At 39.9% G+C, this 14303-nt stretch carries 16 protein-coding genes and 1 tRNA gene; 6 read left to right on the top strand and 11 right to left on the bottom strand.

The annotated features are described in order from the left end of the window. Positions 1-187 precede the first annotated feature (187 nt). Entirely contained in the window at positions 188-850 is a 663-nt protein-coding gene (locus H6G92_RS00675; protein ID WP_199344635.1) for a hypothetical protein, read from the top strand. Between the two features lie 124 nt (positions 851-974). Here the strand turns inward: H6G92_RS00675 and H6G92_RS00670 are convergent, their stop codons facing one another. From H6G92_RS00670 to petN, 6 genes are all read right to left on the bottom strand, one after another. After that, on the bottom strand, positions 975-1424 hold the full coding sequence (locus H6G92_RS00670) for a type II toxin-antitoxin system VapC family toxin (protein WP_190889741.1): 450 nt from the start codon (positions 1422-1424) through the stop codon (positions 975-977). Then, positions 1421-1699 (bottom strand): hypothetical protein, encoded by a 279-nt coding sequence (locus H6G92_RS00665; RefSeq protein ID WP_190889740.1) that lies wholly within the window; start codon positions 1697-1699, stop codon positions 1421-1423. The genes H6G92_RS00670 and H6G92_RS00665 overlap by 4 nt, the downstream gene beginning before the upstream one ends. A gap of 10 nt (positions 1700-1709) precedes the next feature. Continuing rightward, positions 1710-1973 carry a hypothetical protein gene (locus tag H6G92_RS00660; protein ID WP_190889739.1) on the bottom strand — a complete coding sequence of 88 codons (264 nt, stop codon included), beginning with the start codon at positions 1971-1973 and terminating at the stop codon, positions 1710-1712. A 122-nt stretch (positions 1974-2095) separates the two neighbouring features. Continuing rightward, positions 2096-5245: a GAF domain-containing protein gene (locus tag H6G92_RS00655; RefSeq protein ID WP_190889738.1), complete on the bottom strand. Its 3150-nt coding sequence runs from the start codon at positions 5243-5245 to the stop codon at positions 2096-2098. 152 nt (positions 5246-5397) lie between these two features. Further along, positions 5398-5559, bottom strand: a complete 162-nt coding sequence (locus H6G92_RS00650; RefSeq protein WP_190889737.1) for a hypothetical protein — start codon at positions 5557-5559, stop codon at positions 5398-5400. Between the two features lie 7 nt (positions 5560-5566). Next, on the bottom strand, positions 5567-5656 hold the full coding sequence (gene petN, locus H6G92_RS00645) for a cytochrome b6-f complex subunit PetN (RefSeq protein WP_012408302.1): 90 nt from the start codon (positions 5654-5656) through the stop codon (positions 5567-5569). A gap of 278 nt (positions 5657-5934) precedes the next feature. Between petN and H6G92_RS00640 the strand changes: the two genes are divergently transcribed. From H6G92_RS00640 to H6G92_RS00625, 4 genes are all read left to right on the top strand, one after another. Then, positions 5935-7821 (top strand): ATP-binding protein, encoded by a 1887-nt coding sequence (locus H6G92_RS00640; RefSeq protein WP_190889736.1) that lies wholly within the window; start codon positions 5935-5937, stop codon positions 7819-7821. Between the two features lie 30 nt (positions 7822-7851). Then, a complete protein-coding gene (locus tag H6G92_RS00635; RefSeq protein ID WP_190889735.1) occupies positions 7852-9114 on the top strand; it encodes a sensor histidine kinase in 1263 nt (420 codons plus the stop codon). A 124-nt stretch (positions 9115-9238) separates the two neighbouring features. Continuing rightward, positions 9239-9673: a hypothetical protein gene (locus tag H6G92_RS00630; RefSeq protein ID WP_190889733.1), complete on the top strand. Its 435-nt coding sequence runs from the start codon at positions 9239-9241 to the stop codon at positions 9671-9673. Positions 9674-9720: 47 nt separating this feature from the next. Further along, positions 9721-10287 carry a 3'-5' exonuclease gene (locus H6G92_RS00625; RefSeq protein ID WP_190889731.1) on the top strand — a complete coding sequence of 189 codons (567 nt, stop codon included), beginning with the start codon at positions 9721-9723 and terminating at the stop codon, positions 10285-10287. A gap of 85 nt (positions 10288-10372) precedes the next feature. Here the strand turns inward: H6G92_RS00625 and H6G92_RS00620 are convergent, their stop codons facing one another. Continuing rightward, on the bottom strand, positions 10373-12016 hold the full coding sequence (locus H6G92_RS00620; protein WP_190889730.1) for a purple acid phosphatase family protein: 1644 nt from the start codon (positions 12014-12016) through the stop codon (positions 10373-10375). A 261-nt stretch (positions 12017-12277) separates the two neighbouring features. Between H6G92_RS00620 and H6G92_RS00615 the strand changes: the two genes are divergently transcribed. After that, positions 12278-12433, top strand: coding sequence for a hypothetical protein (locus H6G92_RS00615; RefSeq protein ID WP_190889728.1), 156 nt, complete (start codon positions 12278-12280; stop codon positions 12431-12433). 382 nt (positions 12434-12815) lie between these two features. On the opposite strand, the gene H6G92_RS00610 is transcribed toward H6G92_RS00615, so the two are convergent. The 4 genes from H6G92_RS00610 to H6G92_RS00595 form a co-directional block, all read right to left on the bottom strand. Next, positions 12816-12889 (bottom strand) — tRNA-Pro (locus H6G92_RS00610). Positions 12890-12939: 50 nt separating this feature from the next. After that, entirely contained in the window at positions 12940-13305 is a 366-nt protein-coding gene (locus tag H6G92_RS00605) for a DUF1818 family protein (RefSeq protein ID WP_190889725.1), read from the bottom strand. 70 nt (positions 13306-13375) lie between these two features. Further along, positions 13376-13984 carry a hypothetical protein gene (locus H6G92_RS00600; RefSeq protein ID WP_190889723.1) on the bottom strand — a complete coding sequence of 203 codons (609 nt, stop codon included), beginning with the start codon at positions 13982-13984 and terminating at the stop codon, positions 13376-13378. 23 nt (positions 13985-14007) lie between these two features. Further along, complete coding sequence (locus tag H6G92_RS00595; RefSeq protein ID WP_094351515.1) at positions 14008-14244, bottom strand: DNA-directed RNA polymerase subunit omega; 237 nt, start codon at positions 14242-14244, stop codon at positions 14008-14010. Between the last annotated feature and the right edge of the window lie 59 nt (positions 14245-14303).

Below are 14303 nucleotides of genomic sequence, written 5' to 3'. Positions count from 1 at the left end.
TTCACTTTAGTTATTTAACTTGACATTCTATGTATGCTCAATTATTTTTGATGAACAAGTTTTGATTTTATAATTAAAATAATAGAGTTATGTTCAGTCAAGATTTTTTAATGATGAGCTTCTAGAAAAAATAGTTGATGCATTTTATGGATATGGTAATTATCAAGGGAATTATTGGTTTATTGGTATGGAAGAAGCAGGAGGAGATTTTAACGAAATTAATAACAGAATAAAGAAATGGTCAGAGAGAGAACAGAAGGAAATAGAAGATATTGCAGAATATCATGAAGCTATCGGATATGGGGCGAGTTTTAAACTAGGTGCAAAATTGGATGTGCCAGTCTGGAGGACATTAATTCGTATTATATTGAGTGCTAAAGGAAAAGATAATATTGACCTAGAAGATATTCGTAAATATCAAATAGAGGAACTAGGTAGAAAAGATAAAGAGACTTGTTTGTTAGAATTATTACCTTTACCCTCACCATCTCTTAAACATTGGATATATGGTGAATATTCTAAGCTTACTTTTTTATCTAATAGAGATACTTATGAAAATTATTGTCTTGAAAAGCGAATAAATCATATTAGTCAAAGAATAAAAGAACATCAACCTAAAGCGGTTGTTTTCTACGGTGTGGGATATGAGCCTTCTTGGAGAAGAATAACCGAAAAAATAAAGGATGTTGAATTTTCACGAACTTCAGAAGGTTTCTTAATTTGTAGAAATAGTCAGACTGTGTTTGTCATAACTAAACATCCTGTATCTATAGGTGTAACAAGTGAATATTTCCATAATATTGGTAGATCAATTGCTACTAAAATAGCGGAAAAACCATTATTTGCGTAGTTTGTGGCTCGTTTAAAAAAGGCGATCGCTCTCTTTTTCCTCTGTGTTCTCTGCGCCTCTATGGTTCGTTAAAAAGAGCGATCGCCTGCAAAATCTTCAGCGTGCGATCGCTCTGGCAATATAATTAAGACTGCGGTGTAACACTGCGCGGATCAACAACTACAATTTCAGAAAAACGTTTAAAGTCATCAATATTAAATGTAAGTAGATGTGTAATGTGATGTGTTATCATAGCTGCAACTAAACGTGCATCATGCACCTGTTTTCCCATAACTTGGTATTTAACAACTAGAGATTCCCACTCACCAAAAATTGCAGGTGTATCAAGGTGTAGTATAAATATTTTCTTGAGTTTATCAGTTTCTTCTACTGCTTGAGCCGTTGATAAACCTAAACCGTTACTATTAATTGGTCTTGTAGCGACAGCCCAAAACTCAATGATATTCTGTGGAATTATATATAATAATTCTCCTTGTCTCTTGAGCATCAAGATGGATCTTTGAGTATCAAAGTGCATTGGGCTATTCTTCTGCACCAAACGCAGCAAAATATTAGTATCCACCAAATAGCTCATAACATTTCATCTTCTCTGGTGTAAATACTCTCTCGGCTAATCGCTGCATCTGAAAGTGCTGGCGCTAAAAAAAAAGCAGGACTATTTATTAAATCTGTTAATATAGCTTCCCATTCTTCCTGAGTTGATACTTGATAAAAAAAACTTTCTTCATGGCTGGTTAAACTGTTTTCAATCAGAGATGCAAGATAAGCTTCTACCGATAAACCTTGTGCAGCAGCTTCAGCAATGAGACGAGCCTCTATTTCTGGTTTCAATTGCAACTGTATGGTCATTTGTTGTCTCCTAATTCTCTGAGTTGTAGAAGTCTTTATCTGATGGATAATGGCAAAAGTTTTCTCCCCCTAAGTCAGAGAATATATCTAATTCACTACCAGGTGCATAATCTGCAATAGCTGTCACTGCTGCTAGTGTTAATTGGCGTTTTTGCTCATCTTTGGTAAGTGAGTTTTTTTCTTGAAGAACCAATTGCAGGGCTGACTCAGCTATCTTCAGGCGATCGCTTATGCTCAGGTTTGGAAGTGCTTGGAGAATTTCTTTAGTTTCCATATTAATTTATAGAGCAACTTATATTACTAATGCTAGTGAAATTATAATAAGCGATCGCCTAAAAAACCTCCACAGTGCGTAGGCCTTCGCGTAGCATCTCGTAGAGAAGGCATTGCTTTTTCTTAGTTAACTGTCCGTTTCATTGGAATTTCTATCCAGAACTCACAGCCATTACCCGCTTCAGAAACACACTTGATATTACCACCGTGTTTTTCCACAATAATTTGGTAGCTGATAGATAACCCTAAGCCAGTACCTTGTCCAGGTTGTTTGGTGGTAAAGAAAGGTTCAAAAATGCGCGATCGCATCATCTCTGGAATCCCACAACCATTGTCAGCAATGCAAATCAGAATAGTATTCCCTTCGATGACTTCTGTACGAATAAAAATTTTAGGATTGTCAATTATTTTTCCAGCTTTCTCTGAGTTTTCCAGTGCATCGATCGCATTGTTGAGAATATTCATAAAAACCTGATTCATCTGGGCTGCATAGCAGACTACTGAAGGCAATTCACCATATTGTTTAACTACCTCAATCGCAAAAGAATCAGTCTGTGGTTGCAGTCGATGTTGTAAAATTAACAAAGTACTGTCAATGCCTTCATGGAGATCAACGGGCTTCATTCCTGTTTCATCAAGTCGAGAAAAACTTCGTAACGACAAAACTAATTGAGAGATCCGATCTGCGCCCATTTTCATTGAAGTAAGGATTTTGGGCAAGTCATCACTAATGAAATCTAAATCCAGTGCTGCTGCTTGTTTTTGAATTTCTCCTGTTACCTTAGGATACTGTTTCTGATAAATGCGTAGTAATTTAAATAAATTTTCGGCATGTTCCGTAACATAAGTGATATTGCCGTAAATGAAACTAATAGGGTTATTAATTTCGTGTGCTATACCAGCAACCAACTGCCCTAAGCCTGCCATTTTTTCACTTTGAATTAACTGGCTCTGAGTGTTCTGTAATTCTTTAAGAGTCTTGGTAATTTCTTCTGTTTGACGTTGAGTTTGTTCAAGTAATTCCGCTTGCTGAAGTCCTACTCCTAACTGAGTACCAATCTGCATCAACAAATCTACCTCATCTTCTTGCCAATCACGGGGTTTTATATTTTGATAAGCTGCTAGTAATCCCCAAAGTATCTCACCCTGAAAAATCGGCACAATTATATATGCCCTAGCCTTCATTAACTCCAGCAGGGCAATATGACAGATAGAATAATTAGCGCTGTAAATATCTTTAATGACAATACTTTTACCATTAGCAAAGTTTCTGCCTTGGGTTTCTTGCAAGTAATCATCTGCGTAGGCGTAGCCCGTCGTAGACATCGCAGGTACAATTTCCCTTATAGGTGTCCAATCTTGGGCTAAAGACTCAGCAACAAATTCGCCACTCCAATCAGCCCGGAATCGATAGATTGTCACTCTCTCAACTTCCAATAACCGCCGGACTTCTTCTGTACTGGTGGCAAAGATGGTGTCAATATCAAGAGACTGGCGAATTTTCTCTACTGTTGCGGCTAAGGCCTTCTCTCTTTCGGCCGCTTTCCGTTCTCGTTCGGCGGCTTTAGCCAGTTTTTGGGCTTGCACTTGCATCTGTTTCAAAGTTTCAGCTTGCTGTAATGCTACCCCCAATTGAACGCCAACTTGTGCTAGCAAGTTGATTTCCTCATCTTGCCAATAACGGGGCTGGGAGTTTTGATAAGCTACTAACAATCCCCACAACTTCTCGCCCTGAGAAATTGGGACAAAAACTTCATTGCGTGCATACTTACCCGCTTGCTTTTTTTGCACAAGAACGCCTTCTGTCACAGGCTGCGGCTTAACGATTGGTGTCCAGCCATCAACAATAGAATCAGCGACAAATTCGCCACTCCAATCAGGATAGAAGCGGTAAATTGCGACTCGTTCCACTTCTAATAGCCGACGGACTTCTTGAGTTGTGGTTTTAAAGATGGCTTCAATTTCCAGAGACTGACGAATTTTTTCTACGGTGTTCGCCAACGCTCTTTGCCTTTCAGCAGCCTTACTGATCTCTGCTGCTTGGATTTGCATTTGTTGGATAAATTCCGCTTGCTGCAAAGCCACGCCTAGTTGTGTACCTACTTGGGTAAGCAAGTAAACCTCATCTTTTTGCCAATCACGGGTTCCAGCATTTTGGTACACTGCTAGCAAGCCCCAGAGTTTCTGACCGTGATAAATGGCAATGATCACATAAGCTCTTGCTTGATAAATTTCTAAGATTTTAATGTAGCAGTCGCTAAAGCCTGAATTGTAAATATCATTACAAACACGGTACACTTCACAGCGACTGAAGTTACCACCCTCTGTATCTTGTAAGTAGGTGTCAGCGACTGGAGGTTTAGCTAAATCTTTGGCACTACATTCACTGACGTTTTTACTCAATTCCGGCCGCTGTAATTGCTCATGGATGAGGGAATTCCAACCCTCTGCCACTGATTCAAACACGAATTCACCACTCCAATCTGGATTGAAGCGATAGATAGCCACGCGGTCAGCATTTAGCAACTGTCTAAGTTCTGCGGTGCTTGTGCGGAAAATGCTTTCCAAGTCTAGGAATTGGCGAATTTTCTCAATGGTTATGGCTATAGTTCTTTGCCATTGGGCTGCTTTTTCTCTAGCTTTTGCTTTTGCTAGTTCTGCCGATTGTAGTTTTACTTGTTCCAGGTAATCTGCTTGCTGTAAAGCAACTCCTAGATGTTCGGCGATTAATTGCACAAACTCAATTTCTGATGCTTCCCATTGCCGAGGACTACTACACTGATGAATACACAGCAATCCCCATAAATCTTTACCTTTCATCAAGGGGGCAGTTATATTGGCACGTACCTGAAATCTTTCTAGAATCTGGACGTAGCAATCACTGGTATTAACTTGATAAATATCAGTTATTGCTCTAATCCGACCTTGCTGATATAGTCCTGCAAATTCCTCACTAAAGCAGTGGTCGCGCAGTTTAGCTGCTAGTGCCGAATCCCATCCTGTTGCCACATCTTCATAGATAAATTCCCCTTCCCATGCCAAATCAGGATAAAAACGAAACACGCCAACCCGATCAGTTTTCAGAAGTTGGCGGACTTCAGTGACTGTAATTTTGAAGATCACGTCTATATCTAGAGACTCGCGAATGCGGGCAATAACTCCAGACAAGGCTTTTTGTTGCTCATTCTGAAGTAAGCAGGATGTCACATCTGAATGAGATTCTTGCTGTTCTGAATTTGGTGGTATGGGTTGAGTAGTAGAGGAGTTTTCCATTCCCAGTGGGACTTTAAATATTGAAAGTCTTCTATCTCATAATTCCCTTTGCGATCGCAAAGGTAACAATTATTTCCTTAGAATGCCAAAAAACAGTATAGGGACACGATAATATCGCGTCCCTACAAGAACATTTTTCAACCACGAGAAAATTATCGCCGCTTGGGAGTGGCGCTGCGGCTGGTGCGTTTTTCTTCATCTCGGCGACGGCGATCGCGCCAATCTGCCAGGGTTAAATAACCAATACCACCGGTGACTACTACGAGCAGCACTACGGCAACTAAAGCTAAAATACTCAAAAATGGACTTTCCACAATGCCTCTACAGTCCGTTACGTCCCCAAACTACCATTGCAATTGACCAAGTGAACACAACTAACAGTGATACCCAACCTAGTGTCAAAATCTCCATAGTCCCGCTTTTCAAATAATTACAAAAGGTTTCTAATATTTATCATACAGGGATTGGGCAGGCTGAGATTTTTTTATAAATGACATTGTAACTTTGGCGTGCGATGTCTACGACGGGCTACGCCTACGCAAAGGAGACACAATATTTTCTTGGTACGCTAGTACTTGACGCAATCATGAAAACCAATATAAAAAATTAGCGATCGCGCTTTCCCACTTGATGGTTTGGGAATACTAGGGTTACGGGTATATCTTTCCAATCCAGAAACCCCTAGTATCATGCTGACATTTTTCAAATATCCTTTCCACTCTGATGGTTTTATTCCCCACGGACATTGTTATCTCTGGCAAACTGGATTAGTTTGGCTCCACATTATTTCTGATGCCACGATCGCTCTTGCTTATTATTCTATTCCGTTCCTACTGATTTACTTTATTTCCAAGCGCAAAGACGTTCCTTTCAATGGAGTCTTTTTGTTATTTAGTGCTTTTATCATTGCCTGCGGTACTGGACACTTGATAGATATTTGGACGCTTTGGCATCCAGACTATTGGATTGCAGGTGGTTTAAAAGCTTTAACTGCCATTATTTCGATATATACGGCATTTGCGTTATTTTATCTCATGCCTCAAGCTCTGACACTACCCAGCCCAGCCCAGTTAGAAGCTATCAATCAAGCACTTTCAACTGAAATTGTAGAGCGTAAGCGCATTGAAAAAGAACTACGCCTTGCACAGGAAATCACTCAAAACTCCAGCCAAGCCAAGAGTGAATTTCTCGCCAATATGAGTCATGAATTACGCACACCTCTGAACGGTATTTTGGGTTATACACAAATTCTCCAACGCACAGAATCTTTGAGCGAGAAAGGACGCAAAGGAGTCAGCATCATTTATCAATGTGGTTCTCATCTTTTAACTCTAATTAATGATGTTCTGGATCTCTCCAAAATAGAAGCCAGAAAACTAGTATTGTATCCTGTTGATTTCTACTTGCCTGCCTTTATTGATAGCGTAACTGAAATTTGCCGCATCCGGGCAGAACAAAAGGTCATCGCATTTCACGTTGAACTCGATCCTGATTTACCAACGGGCATTCATGCTGATGAAAAACGCTTGCGGCAAGTACTGATTAACTTGCTTAGTAATGCGATTAAATTTACTAATCAAGGCAGTGTTACCTTTAAAGTTCAGGTCATTGGTCAAGAATCAAATACCAATGGAAAAACTAACTACAAAATTCGCTTTCAGGTAATAGATACTGGCACAGGTATAACCCCTGAGCAAGCTGAGAAAATCTTCCAGCCCTTTGAGCAAGTAGGAAATCAGAAACGACAATCTGAAGGTACAGGTTTAGGATTAGCAATCAGCCAAAAAATTGTTTTGTTAATGGGTGGTCAAATTCAGGTGCAAAGTGAATTTGGCAAAGGTAGCACTTTCTGGTTTGAGGCAAAACTACCAGAATCTAAAGACTGGGCAAAGGTTTCCAGAGTGGTTGAGCAGGGAACAATTATTGCTTATCAAGGACAAAGGCGCACCATTTTGATTGCGGATGACAAATGGGAAAACCGCTCAGTAATTGTAAATTTACTAGAGCCTGTTGGGTTTACTGTTGTAGAAGCTAGTCATGGTCAGGAAGCATGGGAACAGGCTCTACTCTACAAACCAGACATGATTATCACTGACCTAGTGATGCCTATATTGAATGGATTTGAGTTGATCGAACGTTTGCGTCAGTCTGGGCCATTTAAAGAGATTGCTGTCATCGCTTCGTCAGCCAGCGTATTTGCAATCGACCAACACAAGAGTATTGATGTAGGTGCAGATGCATTTCTACCAAAGCCTGTAGAAGCTGAAACACTGCTGGAAATACTACGGCAATTTTTGCAATTGGAATGGATTTTCGACGGTAAGATAGACGCAATCAAAAAAACTTATACAGGTGGTTTGGAGCAAACAGATGAGATGATTTATCCTGCCAAAGAGATTTTACAACAGTTACTCGATCTGACACAAGACGGCGATATTCAAAAAATTTTGGAACTGGGTGAGGAACTTTCTACATCTGATGAACAGTTAACTGTTTTTGTCCAGCAACTCGTCCAGCTTGCTAGTAATTTCCAACTCAAACGTTTGGAAACTTTTATTCAACAATATATCAATTAATTTGAGTTAAATTTAAATTTTAAATTCATTATGAGCAAAACTCAAAATAACGGATTTATTTTGATTGTGGATGATAATCCAACAAATTTATCTGTTCTGTGTGCAGCACTCAATAGTGAGGGTTTTCGTTTCCGTGTTGCAGTCGATGGAGAAACTGCGATCGCTCAAGCCCTACGCAATCAACCAGAGTTAATTTTGCTGGATGTACAAATGCCCGGTATTGACGGATTTGAAACTTGTCGCCGCCTCAAAGCCAATCCTGTTACCCAAAACATTCCGATTATTTTCACCACTGCTTTAGCGGATACGGAAAGCAAAACGAAAGGTTTTTCCCTTGGTGCAGTAGACTATATCCCTAAACCGTTTGCACAAGAGGAAGTCATTGCTAGAGTGCGCGTGCATTTACAACTCAAACAATTGACTGAATCTTTGGAACAACAAGTTAGCGATCGCACCAAGGCTTTGCAACAAGCGCAAGTCAAACTGGTGCAGCAAGAGAAACTATCAACACTCGGAGAGTTAATCGCTGGTATTGGCCATGAAATCAATAACCCCATCAACTTTATTTCCAGCAATATTCCACCTTTGGAAGAATACATTGCAGGAGTATCCAAATTGCTCCTACTGTATAAACAAGAGTATCCAAACCCAACAGCTAAAATTACCGCTGCTATTGACAAATTGGATTTGAACTTCGTTCTCGAAGATATGGGAAAAATTTTGAACTCACTCCAGCTAGGAAGTGAACGAATTCAAGACCTTTCTAATTCACTCCGCAACTTCTCTCGCTCGGATAGTGATACAAAAATACCTGCTGATTTGCATCAAGGACTAGATAGTACACTAATGATTTTGCAACACCGCCTCAAGGCTAATGGCGATCGTCCCGGCATTGAAGTTATTAAAAGTTATGGAGTATTACCAGAGGTAAACTGCTATTTAGGACAGATGAATCAAGTATTTATGAACATTATAGCAAATGCAATTGATGCCCTTGATGAAGCTATAATCCAAGGCAAAATGAGTAATATAATTCCTCAGATTCAAATTGCAACAGAAATAGATTCTGAACAATTGGTTGTAATTCGGATTGCTGACAATGGTATTGGTATTCCTGAACGGCTTAAAAAACGCTTGTTTGAGCCGTTATTTACCACAAAAAATGTTGGAAAAGGTACTGGACTTGGCTTGTCTATTGCATATCAAATAGTTGTAGACAAACACGAAGGTGTATTAGAAGTCAATTCTCAATCAGGTATGGGAACTGAGTTTATTATCAAAATTCCCACATGAGAGTAGTATTTAATTAATTACACAACTGCTCTACCATTTATCATACTGAAGAGTAAGGAAAAATTTCCCAATACCTAATCCCTAATTTCTATATAGAGTGAACCCAACTTTAGATCCTCAATTAATGACAGAACGTATAGAATCCCTGAAAGCTGGAATAATTGGGGGTTTGTCTGTGTGTTTCAGTTTTGCGATCGCTAGTCTGTTGAATACTTTAGTACTAGCAAAGTATTTTCAGACACTCGCATGTCTGCAAAGTGAGGTTGACCGGCACTTGTGGGTGAGTGGTGCAATCGCAACTTTTACTGGTTTACTATTTGGTGTTACCTACCGCTATATCATCCGCTCAGATAAAAATCCCCAACTCAAAGCTGGTGGTGTGCTGGCCTTTGGCTTGGTGCGCGGATTAACTCAGATAGAACTTGGGTTGAATTCTGATAGCACAATTTGGCCCTTTTTGGTGTTGGCGGGAGAAAGTTTGTTATGGTTTGCGTTTGCTGCGATCGCTCTTGATATTGCGATTCAACTCCGTTGGGTTAAACCTTTTTCATCAATCTAAATTCATATCTCTCTAAATGTAGATATGATTTATCATTAATATTTAATATGGAAACTAAAATAGCCCACTATTATCTGATAGTCGATCTGGAGGCTACTTGCTGTGACAATAAGACTATTCCCCGTCATGAAATGGAAATCATCGAAATTGGCGCGGTGATGCTAAATCGAACAACGTGGGTAATTGATTCAGAATTTCAGCAATTCATTCAACCTGTGAGACATCCGCAACTGACAGGCTTTTGCACCGAATTAACTAGTATTCGGCAACAAGATGTTGACAAAGCACCAAAATTTCTAGAGGTAATTTCTCGCTTCAAAGAATGGATTGATTTATTTCCCAATTATATTTTTTGTTCTTGGGGCAATTACGACAAGAAGCAATTTATTCAAGATTGTGCGTTTCATAATTTCCCTTATCCTTTTACTTCAAAACACATAAATATCAAAGAAGAATTTTCAGAATATCTTGGCGTGTCTAAAAAATTTGGCATGGCACAGGCTCTTGATCAGTTGGGGATAGAATTAAAAGGCACACACCATCGTGGCATTGATGATGCCCGCAACATTGCATCTATCTACAGACAGATTAAAAATAAAAACCAAACTAAATAATTGGAAAGTTGCTTATTTTCCAAAAGTCTCCTGGCTATTCCTAGCCTATGCTCTCTGAGACCCTTTTGGTACTTATCTGACTTGGTTATGAATTCAACTTAAATTCATCAAACTTCAATACTTCTGAATCAGGCTTGCGGGTGTCAAAACGATAACTACTTATCGTACCCGTCCCTGTATCAAAGATACTAAAAACCGTAATATCATTACTCGCAATATAAGGCATCGGCTTCCCATCATCGCCCAGCAAAGGGGCAATTGTTGGTACTATCGGTTCTAACCCATTAGGATCACCAAGCTTAACATAATTCTCTTTATATCCAATTGGCACTTCTCGCTTTCTGTCACCCCAAGCAGCACCGTAAGTATTGCCCACATTAGATGTTTCCAGAAAGTGCATTCCACTGGAACTAACAAAGCGGTTCCACAAATGAGAATGCCCATAGAATACCAATTGCACATCAGATGCTTCAAGTATTGGGACAACATCGCGGATAATATAATCTGCGTCTTTCGGGTACTCATAACGCACTGCTTTGATATTATTATCATCCCGTTCAATTACTTGAACTGGTTCTGTATAAGCAGGAACTATATTATCGCCCAGAGTGTGGGGTGGATGATGGAACATCACAACTTTGTATTTTGCTTGTTTAAACTCAGGGCTGTTGAGTTCTGCCTCTAGCCAATTATACTGCTTGCTGCCTTTAGCAATTGGCTCATAAATCAACTGTCCATAACCCCAATTTTCAGGATTATTTAAATCCTTTTCGGCTTCTCGATATCTACCCCTACCCTTTCCACTTAAGTTAGGAGTCCGCCACATATTCGTAGCGTACAGTACTACCAAACGTACATCACCAAAACTGACTGCATAATACCTTTTTCCACCCTCTTTACTTTTTGGTAAAGAGAAAATCTCTTCGTAGGTATTAGTATTAAAAGAATTATCTATTAAAGACTTGTCCCGGTAGATTTTTTGAGCAACAACACGGGGGATTGTATCATCAAATTCATCATTTAAACTTCCTGTCCTGGCAAATCGCCCCATCACCTCATGATTACCAATGCAAGTAAACATGGGTGCGTGTTGAATTATTTGTCCACCAGTATAGGTTGTCTTAACACTGTCGTGCATCATGTCATATTGAGCACGACCTTGTAAACCAGGAAACAATGCACCACCATTATTATCATCAAACCATTCTGAGGCGCGATCGCTAACATTTACCAAATCACCAGCAAACCACACCCCATCGACTCGTCCAACTGTTTCTACCACCTTTTGCAGATTTGCCGCCGTCATCGGCTTTAATTGATGGTCAGAGGTAAGTAAAATTTTTAGTGGTGTATCTGGTTTGGGAGTAGCTGCGAGGGTAAAAACATCACTGCTAACAGTTTCGTTGTCTTCTCGCACACTCGTGACACGATAGTTTATCCGCAAGCCAGGAGTTAACCCAGTCACTTCAGCCTCATGTCGCCAAATTTTACGCTGAACTGGTTTTTGATAAACTTGTCCGTCTTTGGTTTGGTTTGCAACTCTTGACTCCTGGTCTTCACGAGTGCGAGTAAGTTTGGTAGTATTTGCCTTAGCAGTTTGTTTAAGATTTTCACCGTAGGTTACTGTGTGATTAACACCAGCAAACTCAGTAAACCAAACTACTCGCACTGAGGTTGCAGTTGGCAGTTGCAAAAATGGGTCGGTGAGCAGTTGGGGTGCTGATGTCATAATTGTTTGCCCAAATGAACGCACACTTACAAGAGTAAAGCATATAACAAGCGCAAGCATAGCCACTGAGGAAATTTTACGGCTGCGTAAGCGTCTGAGCATGAGTAACATACCAAATTTTTTAGGGCATTCACCGACTGAACGCAATTTTATTATTACTCCCTTCCCGTTACAAGCTTACCTATAGCGTTTCTCCTTTGTATGCAATACACTCTGACCTCTCTTAAAAAATTGTTTTGGAGTCAATTGAACTAAGAACGAGTGAATAAAGAACTTTCTCGCCGAAAATTGACTGATGCAGTTGCTAATGAACTGACGGATAAACCTTTGTTATTAATATTTGGTGGTGCGAATAAGAGAATATTTTTTAAATCAATCACAGACGAAAAACTAAAAGGTGAAGTCAATATTTTATAGGAGTTACGCAAAATCATGAAAAAACGAACCGCCAAGTGCGCCAAGTAATAAGAGTTGTAGAGGGTTTTTGCGTAATTCCTGATTTTAGAAAAAGCATTTCGCAGTTCTATGACTCAAGTAATCAAACAAGAGTTAAATATACTGAGACTTAATGATTTCATCGTTCAGTAATTGTTTAATCAATTAGTGCAAATTTACCGACAAAATAATATGCACAAATGGCTGAATAATAGTTTATCTACACTATCTGTGCCAATTCCAATTATTATTTGTAGTGAAGTTTTGGAATAATTTTGTGCTCAGGATCTGGTATCGTCTTACATACATCATTGAAAAACCTGCCAATCTTTTAAAAAGACTAGCAGGCATGGCTTATCATCAATCGGAGCGGCGGGATTCGAACCCACGACCTCCACTACCCCAAAGTGGCGCGCTACCAAGCTGCGCTACGCCCCGGTCAGAATTACTATCATATAGCAAAACTTTAGGATAATCAAGAGGTAAATTTAAAAAACCTTAAGCATCCCAGTAGCTTGCAGCAAATCTGGAATAGCAGAAGCATCCCATTTACCCTCTACACATCGCCCTGTATTCAAGATTAAGCGCAGACTGTAATCATTAGGATAGCCTTCTACCTCCATCCATAATAAATCGCTTTCGGCTTCACAAGCAATTTTTTCCTCCTCCATTAATTCAGTTGCGAGTTGCTTCATGGTATCTGCTAGCTGTGCCAGTAGACGGCAAAAATCATTCAACTCGGCTTCGGTTAACTCAATTGCCCAATCATCTGTACCCACTAAACCTTTAAACTCAGGTGCATCAGGGTTCCAGCCAATACGCCAGCCAAATCCGGTTTTTACAACGCGTTCCATAGCTTAGTTTTTTAAACGCAGAGGTTTAACACAGAGGAACATAAAAGAAGATTTTGGACTCTGGGTTTGGTCATTTCAGTAGTTCAGCACCTCCTCGTTGAGGTGGCTGTGGGGTAGTTGATGTATTAGGATTGGGTGCAGTATTGGGGTTAGGGGATAGGGTATTTTGGGAACTCGGATTAAATATATTGACTAAGACTTGCACTAAGGCATCTCGTTGACTGCGGGTGAGACGGGTGATGGCTTTGCGATCGCCTTCCATCGGATTTTCCCATAGTGTATCATACCCTGGATAGGGAGTATCATACATAATTTCATTCGCACCTAGGTAATCAGCTAAAGTCAGCTTCCAATCGAAGCGATAAATTGGGGCCCGCCCTTTGGTATAAATGTGATATCTAATCAGGCGATTTACTAGGGTGTTGTTTTCGGCAACTTTCCCATTTTCTTTGCTGATATACTGATTTTCTCGTGGTAAATCTGGCAACTGCTGATATACAACCTGCCAAACATCGCTAGGAGTGATTCTTTGAGCGTATGCAGGTTGGATGCTAAATAAACTTGTATGTATTGATTTGCTCACCCCTGAACCCAAAATAATTACACCCACCACCATTAAGGCAGTGAGTGTCTGCCAGGGTTTGAGTAGGGGTTGAATGAACGATAAATTTTTGCTCATCCTACCTTCTCTAAAGCCTTTTCTTATAGTTCGCCAATAATTTCTGGCTGAGTTAATTCATCGGACATTTCGATAATTGCCCTTAGTACTGGCTTCATCATTGCATCTTCGTTACTTTCAAAGTCTTCATAACGCCGACGTTTAGCACGATTTGCCACCTGAACCGTAATGCGGTAACGATTTGAGGCTGCACTAATCAGATCCTCAGCACGGTGCATAATCTGAGACTGAGTTGTCTCGAACTTAGAACGCTTTAGCATAATCAGTGGTTCTTGGGGTCATTCCCCAGTGTAGCAGTACTGATAAATCTGCCGCTGTG

Origin of the sequence: Nostoc foliaceum FACHB-393, assembly GCF_014698505.1 — a bacterium.
GTDB classification, from domain to species: domain Bacteria; phylum Cyanobacteriota; class Cyanobacteriia; order Cyanobacteriales; family Nostocaceae; genus Nostoc; species Nostoc foliaceum_A.
This window is presented reverse-complemented; position numbering and strand designations above follow the sequence as displayed.